The sequence below is a fragment of the Flavicella marina genome (genome assembly GCF_009193215.1).
GTDB classification, from domain to species: Bacteria; Bacteroidota; Bacteroidia; order Flavobacteriales; family Flavobacteriaceae; genus Flavicella; species Flavicella marina.
The window spans coordinates 345,788-367,221 of the sequence record NZ_VYVA01000002.1 but is presented as its reverse complement, the minus strand read 5'-3'; the positions used below and the strand labels follow the sequence as shown (position 1 = coordinate 367,221).

Sequence of the window (21,434 nt, the reverse complement as noted above, 5' to 3'; positions counted from 1 at the left end):
TAGGGTTATTTTTTCTTCAAAACAATCCTCTAGTTTTGTTCTAAATTTAAAAAACAAAATCATGATAAAAAATACACTAATAGGATTAGCAAGTGTTATTGCACTTGTATTTATTGTTATCTATTTTATGGCTCAACCTACCCTTGAAGAGGATGGCTCGTATAGCCCTTCAAGTTTAGCGCTAACCTTAGGTACTGTTTCAAAAACAGATTTTGAGAATATAAAGTACGTAAAATACCAAGGAGATAAATCGAAGATTTTAGTGATTTTCACTGAACAAAAAAACTTGGAAATGAAAAATGGTAAATTTTTTTCTACAGGAAATCACCCAATAGAAGCACTTGTACCAATGTTACATCTTAAAAATGCGGGGTTTGATTTTGAAATAGTTACCCCTACTGGTAAACCTGTTGTATTTGAAATGTGGGCTTTTCCTGAAGAAGACGCAAATGTAAAAGCAATTTTTGACCAGTACAAATCGAGTTTTGAGCAACCTAAAAAGTTAGCTGATTTTATTACGAATTCATTTGTAAATGACAGTTCTTATGCTGCTGTATTTATACCTGGAGGACATGGAGCAATGATTGGAATTCCTGAAGATAAAAACGTTGGAAAGGTCCTAAATTGGGCATATCAAAGTGATATATTTACAATTACACTTTGTCATGGTCCAGGTGCATTATTATCCACCACACTTGATAATCAAAAATTTCTTTACGAAGGATACAAGATGGCTGTATTTCCGGACGACGTAGATGAAATGACACCAATGATTGGGTATTTACCAGGGCACATGAAAAGCGGCGTGAGCAAAAGATTGAAAAACTTAGGTGCCACTATAATTAATACAGAATCTGATAAAACAGTTTGTGTTGACAGAAAACTAATCACCGGTGCAAGCCCTTTAGCATCTAATGAACTTGGTAAACTTGCAGCCAATACACTATTGAAAGAATTGAAGTAAAAACTACTTACAATAATATAAGAGCAATAGCGGTTTGGGTCAATACTCAAACCGTTTTTGCATTAAACTGTACATTGTTACTCAAATATATAGCACACTTAATCACCTACTTATCGTACAAATCCCGTTGTAAGTAATAAAAATAACTTTGAGTTTTTACATCCACATAAAATACTTTAACCTTTCTTAAAGGCTAATTAAACTTGAAAAATTAATAAGTCGTAAGTTCAGAAAACAACAAATCTGAATAGAGAAAAGATAATCTTTTAGATGTTTCATTACATACTTTAAAATCAAAAAGAAGAAGAAATTACACTTGTGGATGAAAAATAATTATATTCAACTATTCGGAAACAGCTAAAAAAGAAACTACTTACAACACCGTATATAAAAAATTACTACACTCCTACTTCAATTGAAAAATTCGTTACTTTTATAAAAAACAAATTAACTTGAAAAATAGCGTTTCAAAAAACGCAACTTTTCATATACAAAAACGTTGTAGTGCATTTCTCACTCGAACTCAAAAAATGAAGACAATAATAAACTTATTTATAATTTTGTCACTTTTTTCTTGCAAGAAAAGATTTAAACCAGTCACATATGAAAATGAGTATTTTGAATTGACCGAATTAAATTCTAAAGACACATTATTCAGAATTTCAAAAAGTGAATTTTACGAAATGGGTGATGATTTTGCATTTATTAATCGAAAAGGTGACACAATAATTTCATCTGATGATATTTATTACTCTTTCCAAGATACAATTATAACTTTTGGTATTGTAATAAAAAAAGAACCTCAAAGCTTAATTGGAATAAACAGAAAGGGAGAAACACTTTTTGAAGTTTATCCATACGATAATGGTCCTGACGAATTTCATGATGGTTTATTAAGAATTATGAAAAACGGAAAAATTGGTTTTGCAAATGAAAAAGGAGAAATAATAATTAAACCTCAGTTTGAGTGTGCCTCAATTTTTGAGAATGCAATTGCAACAGTATCGAACGATTGCTATTTGTATTATGATCAAGATGGTCATTTACGTTCTGAAAGTGAAAGTTGGTTCAAAATAGATAAAACAGGAAAAAGAATTAAATAAAAACGACACTACAACACCGGCTATAAAAAATTGCTTCTCTCCTACAAGCTTCAAATTTTTATTCCTAAATTGACATTTCAAAATACTATGAAAGTCCTCGACTGACAATTTTAAAACACTCAAATGTATTTTGGCTCAGTTCGTTTGAGGCTCGGTTCGCCAAAATGTCAGTTTTAAAATCGCCAATCGCAACTTATCATAGCAACACCGTTGTAGCTAATTACTAAAAAATGTCGAAAAAAGAAAAAAAATGGAATAACCTCAATTTTAAGGAAAAGCGAAAAGTCTATTTAAAAGGCACATTAATTTTTCTGTTTTTTGTTGGTTTTACGTTTATAATGACTCCATCTCCGAGTCTCGATGACTTAGTAAAAACTAATTTAACTCTCAAAAAAGACCCAAAATTTAAAAAGAAAAGAGCAAGTGGGACAAGTTATTGGTTGGAGCTATATACAGACAAAGGAAAATACGAAATTGACGGTATTGATTATAAATACTTAAAACATAAAGTTTTCAAAAAACATATGAAAAAAGGTGTGATTTTTGAAGCTGGTATAAAGGGAGAAAATATCTACTTTTTAAAATATAAAGATTTTGAATTTTTAAGGTTTTGGGAAGCCAAAGTCCATAAAATGAAAAACAGAACTTTTGCAAGAATTGTGTTCGGAGCTGGATTTATTGCATGCTTAATATCTTATCTTTTCAAAAAAGAAATTAAATATAACAACGACGGAACTGAAACCGTTATAGATTTTGGACCAATCATATTATTAATTATAATTCTTTCAGTTATCATTGGGTTATTGACAATTGGAGGATCTGATTTCATATCTGGACAAGAATTTATGTATCAATAAAACTCTTTATAAAAAACTAGCTACAACACCGTATATAAAAAATTGCTACGCTTCTACTTCAATTGAAAAATTCAGTACTTTTATAAAAAATAAAATACTATGAAAATTCGCGTTTAAAAAAACGCACTTTTCATATACAAAAACGTTGTAACTAATTGTGACCCGTCCTGAAATAAGGCTACATAATTCAACACAATTATGTATAAAAACGACAGAGTAACCAGACGTTACAGTGAGCCTTTCAAATTAAAAATTTTATCGGAACTTACCACAGGTAAACACAATAAGTATCAACTAGGTAAATTATATGGAATTGCTCCTACTACCATTAATGAATGGATCAAGAAATATGACCGTAAAGACCTTATGAACACAAGAGTTTTGGTAGAAACTAATGATGAAATATCACGTATTAAAGCGCTACAAAAAGAGATTGAACAACTTAAAAAACTGCTTCTAAAAAAAGACTTAGATCAAATGGTAGAGGAATCTTACCTTGAAGTTGCTGCTCAAAAACTTGGCTATAAAAATGTTTTAGAACTTAAAAAAAAACTAAATATTTAGCTTTAGAAAAAGCAGTAGGTAAAAACAAAGGATTTGCATCTATTTCGAATATTTGTGAGTGTTTTAATCTCAAAAGAGACGCTTATTATAAATACAAAAACAGAGCTGATAAACGTATTTATATAGAGCAAAAAATCATTCATATTGTTCAGAAAAGACGCAAATCCTTACCGAGAGAAGGTGTCAGAAAATTGATCAGATCCCTAGACCAGGAGTTTGAAAAACAAAACCTAAAAGTAGGTAGAGACACTTTGTTTAAAGTTCTTAGAAAGAACAACATGCTTACACTAAGAAAGAAATATACCTGTAGAACTACTAATTCGTATCACAGGTTTTATAAGTATAATAATATGATTAAAGACATGAAAATCACGAAACCAAATCAAGTTTGGGCTTCTGATATAACATACATCAAAACTTTAAATGGATTCTGTTACCTAGCACTCATAACAGACATGTATTCAAGAAAAATTGTAGGATATGACCTAAGTGATAGTTTAGAACTTAAAGGCTGTGTAAGAGCTCTAAACAAAGCAGTATATCAAGCTAAAAACATTAAAGATCTAATTCATCATTCTGACAGAGGTATTCAATATTGCAGCAATGTTTACACGCAAATTCTTAAAAGGAAAAATATAAATATTAGTATGACAGAAGAAAATCATTGCTACGAAAACGCACTAGCTGAAAGAGTTAACGGAATTTTGAAAGATGAATTTTTTCTAGATCAGACGTTTATGAATACAGCACACGCCAAAAGAGCTACAAAAAATGCAATTAAATTATATAACGAAATAAGATTACACTTATCTTTAGACTTTAAAACACCAAATATGGTATATAAATTATCAGCTTAATTATTAATTTTAACTGTAGCCATATTTCGGGACGAGACATAAGGAAAATTATAAAATTTCAAAACTATGGCTGGCTTAATTCTATCAATAATTTTATTTATAATATTTACAATACTTGGTGTTTTCCATTTATATTGGCTTTTTGGTGGGGTTTGGGGAATAAAAAAAGTAATACCAATCAGAAATAAAGAATTAAATACGATTTCAATTCCTAAAACGGCAACATTGCTAGTATCTTTTATATTATTTTCATTTGGACTTATATATTTTATAAAATCTGGAATTTTTTATATAATAGCACCTAATTGGATAACAAATTATGCTTATTGGATAATTCCATTTATTTTTATTTTACGTGCAATTGGAGAATTTAATTATGTTGGTTTTTTCAAAAAAATAAAAAATACAGAATTCTCAAAGGCGGACTCAAAGATATTCTCTCCACTATGTTTATTAATTGGGATAATCGGAATAGTAATTCAACTAACCACATAAAAACATTGGGTAACACCTGCTATAATAAATTGCTCCACTCCTACTAGCTTTTAAAATTATATTTCTAAATTGCAAATCAAAATTTTATACTCACATTAAGCTATTTTAAACTAAAATGAAAAATATATTATTCATTATAAATGCAACACTCCTTTTAGTATTAATTTCATGTAAAAAATCAGAAAAGAATCCAATTACAAAAAAAAATCAAGAACCAAATATTGAATTTATTAATCAAATCGAAAAAAAAGTGATTATTTCACTCAAACCTGAGGTAAAATTCAGCTATGATTCTATAAAGCAGGGGGTGTTGCAACATCTAGACAGAAATTATACCTATGACTATATCCCAAAAGAACTAATTAACTCAATTCTTTATCAAGGAATTCATAGACCTGCAAAAGGAACCTCTGTTAATATTGAGCTTTTAGAACCTGCTACAATCTATTTTTTTTTCCATAGTATTGTGGATGGTGGTTATACCGAAATATTTAAAAACTTAAATGGTTGGGAACAATGTTATGATACTCCAAAATATGATATTCATAATGGAAACCACGGATTGACAATGACGATGTATAAAAAAATCGCTGAGAAAGGAGTATATCAAATACAGCCTACAATAAAGGACAAAGCTTGCTTTAATATTGCAATAAAATTTGATTAACCACCATAACTAAAACAACATCAAAAAAATAAGCGATGATATTGCTCTATAGAAAGCAAAAAATAATAATACGGATTGAACTAAATCAATTAAACTGTGTACATTTATATCTGCAACTACTCTTATCGCAACCATTGATCGAGATTCATAAAAAATAGTTAGATTAAATATAAAATATGCTTTTTAACTCAATCGATTTTGCAATATTTATACCAGTAGTATTTATACTATATTGGTTTGTAACCAATAAAAACTTAAAGTTACAAAACATTCTAATCGTTTTTGCTAGTTATATATTTTATGGCTGGTGGGATTGGCGTTTTTTATCCTTAATCCTTTTCAGTACTATAATTGATTATTTTATAGGAATAAATTTAGAAAAACAACAAAACATTTTTAAAAGAAAAACACTGCTATGGACAAGTATTCTTTTGAATCTTGGTTTTCTTGGTTTCTTTAAATATTATAATTTTTTTCTAGATAATTTTATTTCTGCCTTTTCATTTTTTGGAACCAACTTAAATGCAAACTCTTTAAATATTGTATTGCCAGTTGGTATTAGCTTTTATACATTTCAAACATTAAGCTATTCAATAGACATTTATAAACGAAAAATTAAACCCACGAAAGATTTTGTAGCTTTTACTGCTTTTGTAAGTTTTTTTCCTCAATTGGTCGCTGGTCCTATTGAACGCGCTTCTAATTTACTTCCTCAATTTTATACAAAAAGACATTTTGATTATTCTAAATCTGTTGACGGAATGCGACAAATACTATGGGGATTATTCAAAAAAATAGTAATTGCTGATAATTGTGCACGATATGCCAATCTAATTTTTAATAATTCTTCAGAGTACTCAGGAAGCACTCTTCTACTTGGAGCTATATTTTTCACATTTCAAATTTATGGTGACTTTTCTGGCTATTCTGATATTGCTATCGGAGTCTCAAGACTATTTGGCTTCAATCTAAAGCAAAATTTTGCATTCCCTTATTTTTCAAGAGATATTGCAGAATTTTGGAGACGATGGCACATTTCACTTTCCACTTGGTTTAGAGATTATCTATATATACCTTTGGGAGGTAGCAAAGGAAGTACTTGGAATAAAATTAAAAACGTATTTATTATATTTTTAATTAGTGGGTTTTGGCATGGAGCTAATTGGACTTTCGTAATTTGGGGGGCTATAAACGCAGTTTACTTTTTACCACTTTTGCTGATGAATAAAAATCGTAAAAATTTAGATGTTGTAGCTCAAGGTAAATTACTACCCTCGACCAAGGAGTTTTTATTAATATTTACAACATTTGGACTTACCGTTTTTGCTTGGATATTTTTCAGAGCTGAGAACATAAGCCACGCATTATATTATATTTCACACATATTTACAACCTCATTGTTTAGCATTCCCGTTATAAGACCTACTGAAACCATAATTTTAATTGCTCTATTTATTTTTGTAGAATGGCTGGCAAGAAATAACGAACATACACTTTTTAAACTTCCCAAAAATAAAAGTATTCGTTGGTTAACATACTTAATGATTGTTCTAATTATTTTTTTCTATGGAAGTTTTTCTGAAGAAATTGAATTTATTTACTTCCAGTTCTAAAAATATGATAAAGTTTATTAAACAAGTTCTATTATTTACTTTAATTATTATTATTATTAATATGATACTAAATCATTATGGTAATAAAATCTATTTAAAATCATATGCTAAGTATTCATTGAATTATAATTCTTACATTCTTGCAGACTCACATGGATTAGGTTTAGGAAACAATTTTGAAAAACACGGTGTTTATAATTTTTATGGGGCAAGCGATTCATATTTCGACATGAAAAAAAAGCTTAACTTTTTAATTAAAAACACAACAGTAGATACTATATATATATCGGTAGATGACCATACACTTAGTAAATATCGTGAAAAAAAAAACAATCTAGATCGATCAGTTATTTATTCAACACCTCAAGATTATGAAAGCTATTTCCAATACTTAAAAGATAAATTAATATTTAATATTGTTTTTTTACAACCAAAAAAACGAACACTTCTGAAAAAATATTTTTACAGTACGTTAAAGAATAGCAACATAAAACATAACTCTAATACTAGCTGGAGTAATAAATCCTTAGTAGAAAAACTAGAGAGTTCAAATGGGAGATTCAAAGGACAATTTAACTCGCCTACCGGATCGAAAAACCTTAAGAAAACCCTCTTTGAAATAATTGATATTTGTAGAATCAATAATATCGAATTAATAGGTATAAAATTTCCTTTATCAAAAACGTATCTTGAAATACTCGGTGATAAGTCATACGGAGCTTCTGACGTTTTTATATTAAAAAATCTTAAAATTATAGATGCAAAAAATAGATTTATTAATAATGACAATTTTTTTCTTGATCAAGATCATGTAAATGAAAAAGGAGGTTTAGAATTAATTAACTTTATTAGAAAATCAACATTAAATATTTCTATAGACACAACAACAATTAAAAAACAGAAGAAATAACAACCTTTTAAAAGGTTTAATTATCTAAAAATTAAAATTAACTATAAATGTGTGGAAAATAGTATCATAAATAATGATTGATTAACATTCAATAGCTCACCAAAAAATCATTGTGGGTTTTTATGGTTTTCCTATAAAGTTTTGGTTTATTTATAAAGTCCATTTAAACTTATTTGTCTATTTTTTAGTCGACAAGATAAAAACGTAAAAAAAGTATAAGCTTTTAGCTCCGCTGATAATATAATCATTGTCTACCTCCCACACTAATCTTATACAAACACCTGGCGGTACATTTCTTAAGTCGTGAATCTACATTATTTACTTCTAAAAAACATAAATTAACTTTTCTACTGAATTTAGTTGTCAAGTATATTATATTTGCAACAACACAAGTATTAAATATATAAAAGGATCAACCTTAGAAATATGCAAAAAAACATAAAACTTGAAGAACCAAATAATAATATTGGCTATTTACTTTGGCAAACAACAATGCTATGGCAAAGACAAATGAATAATGCATTAAGTAATCTAGACCTTACACATACTCAATTTGTAATCCTAGCATCATTAGGATGGTTATTAAAAAAATCTAATAGTGTTACTCAAAAAGAGATTGCCGAATTTAGTAAAACAGATAGAATGATGGTTTCAAAAATACTTCGAACGCTTCAAAAGAATGAGTTAATTGATAGAAAAGAACACGAAACTGATACAAGAGCGAAATGTGTCTTTTTAACAAAAAAAGGTGAGACAACTTTGCTAGAAGCATTTAAAGTAAAAATTCATGCGAATAATGAATTTTTCAAAAAACTACCTAACCAAGAACGATTTATGAATGACCTAAAACATATTTTATCATGACAACAAAAAGAACAATAAACATACTTTTAGCAACAGTATTGATATTTTTATTTGCCTGTAAAGGCACAATAGATAAAAAACAAGAATTGAGTTTTGAAGATAAAGTCAATGATTATATTCAAAAATTCCCTTATCAGGACACCTACAATTATATGGTTTCCTATACTGGGGCTGATCCTAGTAAGTTAAACAAACTTACTGAAACTATACCAATATTAACAAAAGCAGGAGAAGATAAAATTGTTCGTATGAATAATGATACTTATTATACTGGAGGATTTGTTTATTTAATAAATGGATCAGTAAAAATAAGTGCCACATATAGCGATCCAAAACGTTTTTACTCTTTTCAATTGATTGATGATAAAAATTGTAATTTTCTTAATATCATAAACCCAGAGGGAGATTATTATTTATACTATGACATCAAACCTAAAGGAATTAAAGAAGAACAACTCATTAAGTCACCCTCTTTAATTGCTGGTGTAATAACAAGGGTTGAGGTTAAAAATAAATACAATGCTAAAGATGTTCAAACCGCGCAAAAAGTTTTTAACGGAGTAAATATTTCAGGACCTGAAATAAAAGAATTTCCTAAACTTGATTTATTAAGCAGTTTTGAAGATGCTGTAGCGAAGAGAGCAAATCAATTAATGGATTCTGTTTTTGCAAATGTTCCTTTTAAAGAGTTAGTTGCTTCGCCTGACCAAGTTCCTAACGAAGTATCATTTTTAAAATTGGCAGCAGGAACAAAAGGTGGTTGGGGAGGTCCTCTGGCTACACATAGTTCCTACCAGATGATGTTTTTTGATGATATAGGCAATGTACTTGATGGCAGTAAAGGGACTTATACCCTTACAACGGAAGAACCGAAAGTAGATGCCTTTTGGTCTGTTACGGTATATGATACAGAGCGTGGTGGGTTCTTTCATCCTAACAAATACGACCTTTACCATATCAATAACACTACTGCTATACGGAATGAAGACGGGACCATCACCTTCAATTTTAAATCTAATTGTGAAGAAGGGGACACTAATTGCTTAGAAGTTCCTGAAGGCAAATTTGATTTAGCAGTACGTTATTATTTACCTCATGAGAGCCTAATCTCCGGTGAATGGACAATGCCTCTTCCTAAATTACAAATCAAATAAATTCTACATCCATAAAAATAAACACTATGAAACTAAAATATTTCTATTCAACCATCAGTTTGTGTGTTCTTTTCCAATTTTCTTTTGCTCAAAAGAATACCAATGTCAAATACGGAGCTGATGTTCCAAAATCTTTGTTAACTCCAGATAAAGTTGAAACAAATTTATTAGGGACATTGGAATTTATAGATGGTTTACCTAATGAAACCACCGTAAATAAAACATACGATTTTTTAACTGTCTCCAGGGGAGTTCAAAGTTTCTTAAACGGTATGCCCGCTGCATCAATATATGCTATGTTGGAGGGCTTGAAAGATTCAGGAGTCAACCCTGGAGATATAGCAACTTTTGAAAATTTAATGGATGCACGAACGTTATTTTTAACTGCAAATTCCAGTACACCCTATATTCTTGGTGAAATAGATTTAAAAAATGGACCTATTGTTGTTGAAATTGCTCAACCTGTTTTAGGATTCGTAAATGATGCATTTTTCCACCATGTTACTGATTTAGGTATTACCGGAAAAGATAGAGGTGCTGGTGGTAAATATTTGTTTATAGGACCTGATTACAAAGGTGCAATTCCAGATGATTATATTGTCGCACGTTCAAAAACCTACAGACACTGGTTGCTTTTACGATTGGTTTCTAAACCAGAAGAAGCTAAAGAGGCAATGAAAAAATTTAAAGAAACATTTAACTGCTATCCGTTATTAAAAGCAGAAAACAAGCCAAAACAAAAATTTATCGATTTGTCAGGTCAACAAATAAACACCATTCATGCTAATAATTTTGAGTTTTACAATGAACTTAATGCTGTAATTCAATACGAGCCAGCTAATGCATTTAATGAAGAGTTAGTGGGTGTTTTTGCTTCTATTGGCATTAAAAAAGGAAAAACATTTGCGCCAGATCAACATACAAAATTATTATTAGAAGAAGCTGTAGCAATCGGGAATGCTTCTGCTAGGTCTTTATGCTATAGACCAAGAAACAAATCTGCTTATTTTTATAAAGATAGACAGTGGTATTCATCCTTTGCAGGTGGGGTACATGACTTCATAAATAATGGAGAAATGGTATTGGATGATCGAATTATGTTTCATTATATGGCAACAGGAATTACACCAGCAATGGCCGCACCAGTAGTTGGTACCGGTTCTGTTTACGCTTTTACAGCACACGATTCCAAAGCAAACTATTTAGATGGTGGTAAAACATATAAAGTTACCCTACCTGCTCCTATTCCAGCGAAAGACTTTTGGTCATTTATTGTTTATTCTAATCAGCATCGTTCTATGTTAGAAACAGATCAAAAACTGGCAGGTATAGATAATTTGAATCCAGATGTTAAAGCGAATAAAGATGGTTCTTATACAATTTGGTTTGGTCCAAAACCACCAAAAGATCATAAAAATAATTGGGTTCAAACTATGCCAGGCAAAGGATACAGTGTTTTATTAAGACTTTATGGCCCGCTAGAACAATGGTTTGATAAAAGTTGGAAACCTGGAGATTTTGAACTAGTAAAGTAATTCATGTATGAAAATTTCATCCTATTTCTTTTACAACACTAAAGTAATATCAAAATAATCATAACTGTGTTTAATATATCAAGCATTGAAAAGTATTTGTGTTTTTCACAATAATACATGACGCATTAAAACATTTTTCATATAATTGTTTAAATGATTTTTTTTCTTCAATAAAAAAGACTGATATGAAAAAATCTCTTTTACTACTAATTTTTATCTTTTACGGTATACATGTTTCTGCTCAATTCAATGAAGGTTCACAATCTTCCACCGAAAGCTTAAAAAACGACCCAGCGTATATTAAATATTATCAAAGGAAGTATATCGAAAAAATATCAGAACTAAAACATGAATTTAACGGACACAACACAGAAGTTTATTCTGCCAAGGTTTTTCTTGATCGAAATACAAAATATTTTTTCTTTAAAATCAAATACAAAAAGAATGTAGTGAAACATAATGATAAAAAGTATTACAACGTATTGTTTGAAGCAGAAATTCAATTTAAAAATGTTTACTCTGTGAGTGAGAGTGAAAACAATATTCTTTTTTCAATTGAGTTTTTTAGTTAGAGCAAAACCAGAAAATGAATATTGGTCTGAGTTTGTTAAAAATAATGGTTCGTTTAGCATTGTCGTGAAAGATCGAGAAAATAGAAAAGAAGCATTAGAGGCCTTTCAGTTTTTGGTACAGTATCCACATTTAGACAAATAAAATCAACTATTAAAGTGTGGAAAAAACATTATAAATATTGACTAATTAACGGTGGTCAATACCAGCTATAAAAAAATACTGTACTCCTTCTCTGTTGAAAAATTCGTTACTTTTATAAAAATAAAATACTATGAAAATCCATGATTCTCTGAACCCAATCTAACCTATATCCAAAATCGCCACCAACAATTGTCTATGAAATCTACAATACTGCTTTTTATCTCGTTTTTATCTTTATATTCTTGTTCTACCAAAACATTGAATTTTGTAATAAAAACTAAACCAGAAAGTACATATCACAAAAATTTAAATATAAAAATTAGTTCTACTATTAGATTGGCAGATAACGACAAGTTAGAAGATCAAAATATTCAAAAGCCAGTGGAACTAATAATTAAGAAATCAAGCTCTAAAACAATAGAAACAGCCAAAAATAAGCATGGTGACATACCTGCAACAATTTCATATTCGGATATAAAAACTTCCACCAAATTAAACGGAATTAAAACTGATGATAAAGTTGAAAAGCGACGAAAAAAGATGTTTGGAAAATATATCAATGGTATAAATTTAGAAATAGACTCAATCCAAGGAGACAACAGTTCTAAAGCTGATCTATTGTTAGCAAACACTATAATCGATAGTATAGAACAAAGAATGAAATTCCCTCAAAAAAAAATAAAAATAGGTGATAGTTTCAAGCATAACATCCCATTAGTTATACCCTTATTCGGAAAACAAACTATTTATATGAGAATAAATCGTACCTATACATTGAAAGAAGTTAATAAAAACATTGCATTATTTAATGTCAAACAAGATATAGAACTTGATAAAAATATTGATCAAAAGAACATCTATGCAAAAGGTATTGGAAATGGTACTATCACTTATAACAAAAAGGAAAAATACTTGACAAAATATACTTATCGAAATAATATTGGAATATCGATTACTGGTAAAGATTCTAAAAAAATTAATATTAACTATAAAAGTGTGGAAAATAGTATCATAAATATTGATTAGTTAACAGTCACTAGCTTTCTAAAAAATTTATGTGAGTTTTTATGGTTTAACTAAAATTTTTAATTAATTTATAAATTCTATTTAATATTTATCTATTTTTCGTTGGACAAGAAAAAAACATAAAATAAATATAAACTCATTGGCTCGGTAGATAATTCACGAATTGTTAAACTCCCACACTAATCTTATTCAAACACGTTGTGCATAATTAGACGGAAAATATGGCAGAAAAATTTAATACTAGCAATCTTTCTAAACAAGAATTAGCCTCTCAATTAAGAAAACCAAAAGGGAATGATGGAAAAGAAGTTGGAAAACAGATGAATAAAGGAAATAAACTCATCTGTCTAAATTCTTATCAGGTTCTTAACCCTCGAAAAAACAGCTTAATCTTGGAAATTGGAATGGGAAATGGTCTATTTATTAAAGAATTACTTAATAAAACAAGTAATCTAAAATACATAGGGTTAGATTTTTCTCAAACCATGATCGATGAAGCTATTGAATTAAATCAAAACTTTATTGATGCTAAAAAGGTTTCTTTTATACATGGTTCTATAGAATCTCTACCTTTTGAAGATAATAGCATTGATTACATTACCACAACAAATACGGTATATTTTTGGCCAAATTTATATGAAAACGCAAAGGAAATATATAGAGTATTAAAACCTAATGGTAAAATATTGATTGGATACCGATCAAAGGAATTAATGGATCAAATCGAACTTGCAAATTTTGGTTTTAACAAATACAAAAAAAACGAGATAGAAACGCTATTAAAAAACACTGGATTTAAAAAAATAGAAACTGAAATAATATCTGAACCAGATCTTGAATTCGATGGAAAACCAATGAAAATGCATGGATTTTATAGCACAGGAATAAAATAAGAATGTACAACACCGTTTTAATAAGAAAGTAAACAGTTAATTTTTAGTTGGCTGTTTTTTAATTAACAAAACAAATATTTTATAGATTAATCTTAAACGTTTATTTTGGCTAATTGACCTTCTAAAAAAAAGTGAAATAAAACAGATGCATAATCACTAAATATGAACAACAAAAACATATCATTTTTAGGAATAATTGGAGTTGTTCTTTTTCTAACAAGTTCCATTTTAGGCGGATTTTTAATTGATGATTATAATATTATTAGTCAATATATCAGTGAATCTTATGCTATAGACACCGAATACGGAAAATACTTAAGAACATTCGGATACATCCCTAGTGGTATTCTAATTAGTACATTCTGTTTTCTCGCTGTGAGCTATTTTCATCCATCTAGTCAACTCAAATTAGGGTTTTATGGTATCGGAATCTTTTACGGACTGGCAACTGTAGTTGTTGCAATATTTCCCTGTGATAGCGGTTGTAATAAAGAACTACTGAATCCTAGCACTTCTCAACTAATTCACAATTTTGTAGGTTTGCTCACTTATTTATTCGTTCCTTTTTTTATAATATTAATCGGCTTTCAAATAAAAAACACAAACAATACTAATTTCTCGTTGCAGTCAAAAGTTTTAGGCGCAATCAATGTATTATTCGTGTATCTATTATTTTCTAATTCAACTTCAATTTACGTTGGGTTGTATCAAAGAATGGTTGAGTTGGTGTTTGTTTTATGGATCATCTTATGTGCCATCGCAATAAAAAACAAAAAGTAAATAAACATTGTTATCGAATCTTGATCATAATTTTTAGTCACTTATAAAAAAAAATCCGTTTGCATAAAATGTACTTTACAAACAATAAGAAAAGTAAAAGTTTTATATTTGATTTGATTCAATCTATAAGAATATAGTAAACCCTAGCATAGAGGTTTCTTTAAACAAATGACTTATAGAAACTGATAAAAACGAATAAATATTAAAACAAAAATTGCTCAAAGCTAACTAAATTAAGATGCTTCAATTTGAATATTTCATACTTATTATCACTTACACGACCTTAACAATTTCTTTGTTTTTACAGATCTTATGCTATCAAAAGAAAATTGAAAAATTGGAAACTATTGGCTTTACCGTCGCATTATTACTGCTTTTAATTTCAATGAGTATTTCCCCTTTATTTCCAGAAGAAAATACCACCATCATTTCCACTTTGTTCTGCATGATATTAGTGGCAATGACCACATTTTTAGATACTTTAAGTCAACAAAGTCATTCAATCCCATTAAAAGTAAAAAAAATTCATATCGGAATTTCAATTTTATTAACCTCTGCTCTGGTAGCCTCAAAATATTTAGATTATATGATTTTTGCACAATGGGCTGTCGTGGTCTTTTTAATATTTTCAGTCGCAGTATCCATGCTGATCACAAGACAAACAAAACCCATTCAACAATTTATTCATTTAGAAAAATCAAACAAGATTTTTGCATTAACATTTTTTATTCTCACGCCTATATACCTGATTTTTCATTATGCTTTTGAAAAGGAATATCAACAATTTCAAATAGGATTCTTGCTATACATAGCTTTCATTGCATTGGCTGTGCGTAAAATTTATGATGATTTACAAAGACTATCATTAATTAAAAAAACTATTACACCTAACGAACAGCAATTTAAAAACTTTACACTGACAAAAAGAGAACAAGAAATTGCCACACTTCTTTACGAAGGGCTGACCTACCAAAAAATTGCCGATCAATTATTCATTTCTTTACCAACAGTAAAAACCCATGCAAGCAATATATACAAGAAGTTCGGAGTAAAAACTCGTAGTGAATTAGCAAACCAACTTAGGTAACAAATAAACACCTATACATCTCATTACCAGTGCTCATACTTTTGTATGAAATTGATAGTTAAGAGACAATTCCTACTATAGTCTGATTGTGAACCATTCCTTTAGTCAATACTTTTGTTTGAAAAAATCAAATGAAGTACGGATTATTTCTTACGGTATGCATTGCATTTTATAGCATTCCATCAAATTCACAAAATTCAGAATTTCAAAAAGCTTTAGATACTTATTCTGGAAAAGATTCAATTGTAAGCAATAGTACTCAATTTTTTATCGCATACGATCTCGGGGAAGCCATCTTTAACGAATTCAAATCTTTAGGAGGTGAAGTTGGTGTAAGATTTGGAAACAACCACTTATTAAGACTTGCTTACACCCATCTCTACTTATCGGAAAAGCACCTATCTTCCAACTTTGCAAAAGCTGTGGATGGCAACAATGTAAAAGGGAAACAAGTTGGTTTTGAAGTCTTTTACGACTTTCCTATAGTCGTAAAAGGTCTATACATCGCCACTTCTATTGGGTACTATGATAACAAATACACACACACCATCACGAATGAGACACTCGACCAGTCTTCATTTACTCTAGGAAGTGCTATCAGCTTTACTGAAACAGACATCTTCAAAGTAAAAAATTTGTACTACAGACTTTCTATTCCATTTCGATTCAACCTAACCCCTATAAATGAAACTCAACTAGGTGAAACTACAATCCATAGCAATCAATTCGATAACAGCATTTGGTTTTTCGTTGGCTTTCAATTTAAATAATATGGTTAAAAAAACAACAATGCTTGCAATATGTTGCTTCTGTTTTATCAGATCAACTGCACAAGACAATACTACTCAAAATCAAAGATTAGATTTTGCTCAAATGTATCTAGAAACTGGAGGGTGTTTCTTTCCAGGATTTACTGGGAAACAGCTTATACATAATCAAATAACCCCCATAGATTATACTGCTACATTAAACCCTTACATCACCTGGGGTGGATTTCATTTTTGGGGACATTCAGAGTTTTATGTATCCTTCCCTTTAGGCCAAATAAATCTTGATGGTAATGCAGCTGAACATAAATTACAAAACTCCGTAGCAACCGGAGCGCGAATATATCCATGGGCTATAAAGAAAGGGAAATTACGGCCTTATATTGGATTCAATTGGGGAACACTAACATTTCAACAAATCTCACAAAACACAGAAAAATCTACTGAAATATCTAAGGACTTCATGCTAAACTTTGATACAGGGATTATGTACAGCTTTAAATCATTGGCATTTAGGTTAGCAGTCAATTATTTCCCCAATAACGAATGGCAATATCCTATTAGTAAGACTGAAACTACACAATTTACAACACCACCTAATACCATACAGCTGGGACTACTCTACTCCTTTGATCTTACAAAAAACAATACTCAGGCAAATATTGATAAATGGAATGACTATCCAAGTTTATCAAAACTCTCTTATGATTCTGAAACATTTGGAGATTTCTTTATTGGTGCTGGTCCTTCTCAATCTTTTTCTCTTAATAATTCTGAATATAACACCGAAAAACTCCCTTATTTACAACAAAGATTGAGTTCCTCAACTTATTTTGACCTTGCATTAGGGTATCACTTCAATAGAGCCAATTTATTTTTGGCCTTAGCATTTCGAAACCCAACATACATAACAGAAGGATTTGACACCAAGCAAACCATCAATAAAACTTCATTGGCATTTGAAGTAAATAAATTTTTAACAGACTATTCTGGATTTGCACCCTATATCGGTTTGAATATCGCCTATGATGTTATAGAATATCATGAAGAAGTAGCGCTATCTAATCGCAAAATAAATTTTTCATCAATTGAACCTGGTTTAACTTTCGGCTGGGATATTGTACCAGGAAAAACCAATGAGGCTCTTATTTTAAGAACAAATTTAAGATGGTATCCTTGTTCCAGTTTTACCATAGATGGACTATCTTTTAATTTTAATCAGCTCGAATACAACTTAATTCAATTGGTCTTTTATCCTCAAAGACTACATGAATAAAAATGCAAGTCATAGCTTAGTTGAGCAACTTTTATTTGACTCTTTAAATTAACTCGCAAGAATTCGCATTAAGTCAGAGGTAAAACCAATGTATGCATACGTAATAAACAAAAGACAATATGAAGATGGAGATCACCAAGGTGAATGGAGAACATACTATGAAAACGGACAATTAACAATCATTGGTAAATGGAACTATGGAAAACGTGATGGTGAATGGAAAAAATACCACGAAAACGGGAAATTAGAATCTATTGGTAAATACAAAAACGGAAAAACTGTAGGTGAATGGAAATTGTATGATAAAAATGGAAAACTAATTGAAACTAAAGAATTTGAAATACCTGAAGAGAAGCATTCTTTCTATGGTTTTTAGTACTTGACAAAATCATGTTTTTATTTTATCAAGTCACAATTTGTATTGGTGATATTCATAAAATTTAAATACCCTCTCTAGAAAAAACAAATAATCAAATTCAATAATTACTTCGAATATTTATCCGCTACAACAACACCCCAATCAGCGATGATTTGAATTAATGGTAGTAAGGTTTTACCAAACTCGGTTAAAGAATATTCCACTTTCAAAGGCGGTTTCGCGGTAAAAACTTTTCGTTCTATCAAACCGTCTTCTTCTAAGGCTTTCAGCTGCAGACTCAACGTTCTTTCTGTAACTGTAGGCATAGATTTCCTCAACTCATTATACCTGAGTGTTTCATTCATCAAGTGGTAAAGAATAACGGTTTTCCATTTTCCACCAATAATACCCATCGTTAAACTTGCACAACAGGGATATGTATTTCCTCTGAATGTATACTTTTTTTCTTCTGTTGTTTTCATAAAATTTATACTATCCTTTTTGACCGTTATTGCAAATATACAATACTATACTTAATTTTGTTACTATAATTTTTATAGTAATAAGAAAATAGCGTAAAATGAAAACAATATTAATTACAGGAAGTACAGATGGAATTGGAAAACTTACAGCTATTAAACTTGCTTATGATGGCCATCAAATAATTTTACACGGAAGAAATCCTGGAAAATTAAAAAAGACTCTGGAAGAAATAAAAGTAGCTACAAAGAATAATAATATTTATAGCGTAACTGCAGATTTAGCCGATACTTTGAGTATTCACAAAATGATATCAAAAATATCAAAAGAGTATTCTTGCATTGATGTATTGATCAATAATGCAGGTGTTTTTAAAAGTTCGATAGCAAAAAACAATAAGAATTTAGACTTAAGATTTGCAGTAAATTTTATAGCTCCTTATCTACTTACCAATGGATTATTGTCATTGCTAAATAATAGTAGTGCTCCAAGAATTATCAATTTAAGCTCTGCCGCGCAAGCAACAGTTGCCATAGAAGCCCTGAAAGGAAATACACCAATTTCAAGTAACGAAGCCTATGCACAAAGTAAATTAGCCCTGACAATGTGGAGTTTTGATTTTGCAAAAAAACATCAAAAAACAATCACTATAGCTGTAAACCCGGGTTCTTTATTAAACACCAATATGGCAATAGAAGCATATGGGAAATATTGGTCATCTGCTGACAAAGGAGCGCATATTCTATATGAACTAGCAACATTAGCAAAGCATGAATCAGCAAATGGAAAATATTTTGATAATGACAAAGGAGACTTTGCCAAAGCACATATAGATGCATATAATCAAGAAAAAATTGAGCAATTGATTTTAGAAACAAACAAAATTTTAAAAAGATGAAAAATAAAATAAATGCACTTATACAGGCAAGCGATTTAAGCATACCTACTCGAGAAGCTTCATTAAAACGTGAACCTTCTGTAGCTGCTTTTTGGAACAACAATAGAACTCTTCTTGAAAATGCTTGGGCAGAATGGGAGATCGAAAATAAAAACAACTTATTAGTTCCAGACGAAACGTTATTGGATCCAAGGTTGAGAAAAGCAGTAAAAGAAGCTTGGGAAAATCCAGAGAAAGAAACTAAAGTTGCTGATTTATGGGAAGAAATAATTCCAGGTGTATATACTGCTCAATTTTTTGACATAGACCGTTTGGCAGAATTTCGGACCTATTTAGAAGCTGTGGCAAATGCCCCAATTCCAAAACGTGCTCCCTATGGTATTCAATTAAACCGTTATGGAATCATGCTCGACCCACGTTCAGCGGGACATCTTGCTGCACCGAATTTTCAGGCCTTTTATAAAGATCTTATGGATCGTTTCATGAGACCAATTGCTCGTTTGCTAATTGGAACTTATGGCTACGACACCCAAACGTTTGGTTTTTCTATTCAGTACAATCCTGATAAGGATAAGGATTTACATGCGCATACAGATGCTTCTGCTGCCACCTTAAATATTAACATAAATCTACCAGATGAAGATTTTACAGGTTCTGAAGTTGATTTTCATGACAGGACAACAGGTAAAGTGGTACAAGCTATATTTGAACCAGGAAAAGCAATCATTCACAGTGGAGCTGTGCCACATGCAACACACCCAATCATAAGCGGTCAACGTAATAATTTAGTTGTTTGGCTCTACGGTGATCGCATGCAAATACCAAGAGGAAATGCAAGTAGCTACGGCAGTGAGATCAACGCAAGCACTAATTCAAAAATGAGACAAAATGTTTCAGCTAACGAGCGTTGGAAGATTCCATCCGAACCTAAAGATAATATCGCACCCTTTTAACATTTTTTTGCTGAAAATGTAACTCATAGCAGTTTAGAAGCAAACTTGATATTTGCTTCTGAAGTGTTATATTTGCTTAGGTTGATCAAAAATAAATATATTATTATGACGAAACAAGATGAGAGAATAGCAAAAATGACTTTCGCATCTATCTACCCACACTATGTCACGAAAATTGAAAAAAAGGGAAGAACGAAGAAAGAGTTGCATGAAGTAATAGAATGGTTAACTGGTTATAATGAAGATAAACTTCATGAACGAATAGAAACTAACGAAACATTTGAATCGTTTTTCTCTGGTGCAACTATGAATAAAAATGCCCATCAAATCACTGGAAAAATTTGCGGTTATAAAGTCGAGGAAATTCAAAACTCTTTGACTCAACAAGTAAGATATTTAGACAAATTGGTTGATGAATTAGCCAAAGGGTGGAGTTTAGAAAAAATATGTAGACATGAATAAATTAAATCCTAAAGTCATCGAATAGATTCTTCTTATTTTGAAAACGATACCTGACATTTTATTACAACTATCTCAATACTCTTTTTAACATATGGAACAGATTATTGTTTTCATTACATAACTCAACAACAAAATAAAATTATCAATGCACTTATTT

Annotated in this window: 24 protein-coding genes and 1 pseudogene; 24 read left to right on the top strand and 1 reads right to left on the bottom strand. The window is 30.2% G+C overall.

Annotation, left to right across the window (positions count from 1 at the left end):
- Positions 1 to 61: 61 nt before the first annotated feature.
- The 21 genes and pseudogenes from hchA (at position 62) to F6P99_RS06365 (ending at position 18,502) form a co-directional block, all read left to right on the top strand.
- A complete protein-coding gene (hchA, locus tag F6P99_RS06460) occupies positions 62 to 964 on the top strand; it encodes a glyoxalase III HchA (RefSeq protein ID WP_226913031.1) in 903 nt (300 codons plus the stop codon).
- Positions 965 to 1,494: 530 nt separating this feature from the next.
- Positions 1,495 to 2,067 carry a WG repeat-containing protein gene (locus F6P99_RS06455; RefSeq protein ID WP_152286642.1) on the top strand — a complete coding sequence of 191 codons (573 nt, stop codon included), beginning with the start codon at positions 1,495 to 1,497 and terminating at the stop codon, positions 2,065 to 2,067.
- 230 nt (positions 2,068 to 2,297) lie between these two features.
- Positions 2,298 to 2,924 carry a hypothetical protein gene (locus tag F6P99_RS06450; protein ID WP_152286641.1) on the top strand — a complete coding sequence of 209 codons (627 nt, stop codon included), beginning with the start codon at positions 2,298 to 2,300 and terminating at the stop codon, positions 2,922 to 2,924.
- 198 nt (positions 2,925 to 3,122) lie between these two features.
- Positions 3,123 to 3,488, top strand: coding sequence for a transposase (locus F6P99_RS06445; protein WP_152286640.1), 366 nt, complete (start codon positions 3,123 to 3,125; stop codon positions 3,486 to 3,488).
- Between the two features lie 23 nt (positions 3,489 to 3,511).
- Positions 3,512 to 4,345 (top strand): annotated as a pseudogene (locus F6P99_RS06440) (IS3 family transposase); the annotation flags it as partial.
- A 66-nt stretch (positions 4,346 to 4,411) separates the two neighbouring features.
- Complete coding sequence (locus tag F6P99_RS06435; RefSeq protein ID WP_152286638.1) at positions 4,412 to 4,840, top strand: DUF3995 domain-containing protein; 429 nt, start codon at positions 4,412 to 4,414, stop codon at positions 4,838 to 4,840.
- A gap of 115 nt (positions 4,841 to 4,955) precedes the next feature.
- Positions 4,956 to 5,507: a hypothetical protein gene (locus tag F6P99_RS06430; protein ID WP_152286637.1), complete on the top strand. Its 552-nt coding sequence runs from the start codon at positions 4,956 to 4,958 to the stop codon at positions 5,505 to 5,507.
- A 176-nt stretch (positions 5,508 to 5,683) separates the two neighbouring features.
- The gene (locus F6P99_RS06425; RefSeq protein ID WP_152286636.1) at positions 5,684 to 7,120 is read left to right on the top strand and encodes an MBOAT family O-acyltransferase; all 1,437 of its coding nucleotides are present in this window, start codon (positions 5,684 to 5,686) and stop codon (positions 7,118 to 7,120) included.
- A 4-nt stretch (positions 7,121 to 7,124) separates the two neighbouring features.
- A complete protein-coding gene (locus F6P99_RS06420) occupies positions 7,125 to 8,030 on the top strand; it encodes a hypothetical protein (RefSeq protein ID WP_152286635.1) in 906 nt (301 codons plus the stop codon).
- A 426-nt stretch (positions 8,031 to 8,456) separates the two neighbouring features.
- On the top strand, positions 8,457 to 8,894 hold the full coding sequence (locus F6P99_RS06415; RefSeq protein WP_152286634.1) for a MarR family winged helix-turn-helix transcriptional regulator: 438 nt from the start codon (positions 8,457 to 8,459) through the stop codon (positions 8,892 to 8,894).
- Positions 8,891 to 10,048, top strand: a complete 1,158-nt coding sequence (locus F6P99_RS06410; protein WP_152286633.1) for a DUF1214 domain-containing protein — start codon at positions 8,891 to 8,893, stop codon at positions 10,046 to 10,048. Before F6P99_RS06415 ends, F6P99_RS06410 begins: the two co-directional genes overlap by 4 nt.
- Positions 10,049 to 10,074: 26 nt before the next feature.
- A complete protein-coding gene (locus F6P99_RS06405) occupies positions 10,075 to 11,583 on the top strand; it encodes a DUF1254 domain-containing protein (RefSeq protein WP_152286632.1) in 1,509 nt (502 codons plus the stop codon).
- Between the two features lie 185 nt (positions 11,584 to 11,768).
- Positions 11,769 to 12,155, top strand: a complete 387-nt coding sequence (locus F6P99_RS06400; RefSeq protein WP_152286631.1) for a hypothetical protein — start codon at positions 11,769 to 11,771, stop codon at positions 12,153 to 12,155.
- The gene (locus F6P99_RS13390; protein WP_193316013.1) at positions 12,139 to 12,297 is read left to right on the top strand and encodes a hypothetical protein; all 159 of its coding nucleotides are present in this window, start codon (positions 12,139 to 12,141) and stop codon (positions 12,295 to 12,297) included. The genes F6P99_RS06400 and F6P99_RS13390 overlap by 17 nt, the downstream gene beginning before the upstream one ends.
- A gap of 195 nt (positions 12,298 to 12,492) precedes the next feature.
- Positions 12,493 to 13,323, top strand: coding sequence for a hypothetical protein (locus tag F6P99_RS06395; protein WP_152286630.1), 831 nt, complete (start codon positions 12,493 to 12,495; stop codon positions 13,321 to 13,323).
- A gap of 221 nt (positions 13,324 to 13,544) precedes the next feature.
- A complete protein-coding gene (locus tag F6P99_RS06390) occupies positions 13,545 to 14,216 on the top strand; it encodes a class I SAM-dependent methyltransferase (protein WP_152286629.1) in 672 nt (223 codons plus the stop codon).
- A 162-nt stretch (positions 14,217 to 14,378) separates the two neighbouring features.
- Complete coding sequence (locus F6P99_RS06385) at positions 14,379 to 14,996, top strand: DUF998 domain-containing protein (RefSeq protein ID WP_152286628.1); 618 nt, start codon at positions 14,379 to 14,381, stop codon at positions 14,994 to 14,996.
- A 238-nt stretch (positions 14,997 to 15,234) separates the two neighbouring features.
- Positions 15,235 to 16,083 (top strand): response regulator transcription factor, encoded by an 849-nt coding sequence (locus F6P99_RS06380; RefSeq protein WP_152286627.1) that lies wholly within the window; start codon positions 15,235 to 15,237, stop codon positions 16,081 to 16,083.
- A gap of 131 nt (positions 16,084 to 16,214) precedes the next feature.
- Positions 16,215 to 16,853 carry a hypothetical protein gene (locus F6P99_RS06375; RefSeq protein ID WP_152286626.1) on the top strand — a complete coding sequence of 213 codons (639 nt, stop codon included), beginning with the start codon at positions 16,215 to 16,217 and terminating at the stop codon, positions 16,851 to 16,853.
- 19 nt (positions 16,854 to 16,872) lie between these two features.
- Positions 16,873 to 18,126: a hypothetical protein gene (locus F6P99_RS06370; RefSeq protein WP_152286625.1), complete on the top strand. Its 1,254-nt coding sequence runs from the start codon at positions 16,873 to 16,875 to the stop codon at positions 18,124 to 18,126.
- 88 nt (positions 18,127 to 18,214) lie between these two features.
- A complete protein-coding gene (locus F6P99_RS06365; protein ID WP_152286754.1) occupies positions 18,215 to 18,502 on the top strand; it encodes a toxin-antitoxin system YwqK family antitoxin in 288 nt (95 codons plus the stop codon).
- A 107-nt stretch (positions 18,503 to 18,609) separates the two neighbouring features.
- Here F6P99_RS06365 and F6P99_RS06360 read toward each other — a convergent pair whose 3' ends face one another.
- Positions 18,610 to 18,966 (bottom strand): winged helix-turn-helix transcriptional regulator, encoded by a 357-nt coding sequence (locus F6P99_RS06360; protein WP_152286624.1) that lies wholly within the window; start codon positions 18,964 to 18,966, stop codon positions 18,610 to 18,612.
- Between the two features lie 98 nt (positions 18,967 to 19,064).
- Here F6P99_RS06360 and F6P99_RS06355 point away from each other — a divergent pair, with 98 nt between their 5' ends.
- The 3 genes from F6P99_RS06355 to F6P99_RS06345 all read left to right on the top strand — a co-directional run bounded on the left by F6P99_RS06355 (position 19,065) and on the right by F6P99_RS06345 (position 21,277).
- A complete protein-coding gene (locus tag F6P99_RS06355; RefSeq protein ID WP_152286623.1) occupies positions 19,065 to 19,862 on the top strand; it encodes an SDR family NAD(P)-dependent oxidoreductase in 798 nt (265 codons plus the stop codon).
- Positions 19,859 to 20,815 carry a 2OG-Fe(II) oxygenase gene (locus tag F6P99_RS06350; protein WP_152286622.1) on the top strand — a complete coding sequence of 319 codons (957 nt, stop codon included), beginning with the start codon at positions 19,859 to 19,861 and terminating at the stop codon, positions 20,813 to 20,815. Before F6P99_RS06355 ends, F6P99_RS06350 begins: the two co-directional genes overlap by 4 nt.
- A gap of 105 nt (positions 20,816 to 20,920) precedes the next feature.
- Positions 20,921 to 21,277, top strand: coding sequence for a DUF2200 domain-containing protein (locus tag F6P99_RS06345; RefSeq protein WP_152286621.1), 357 nt, complete (start codon positions 20,921 to 20,923; stop codon positions 21,275 to 21,277).
- The last annotated feature ends 157 nt before the right edge of the window (positions 21,278 to 21,434 follow it).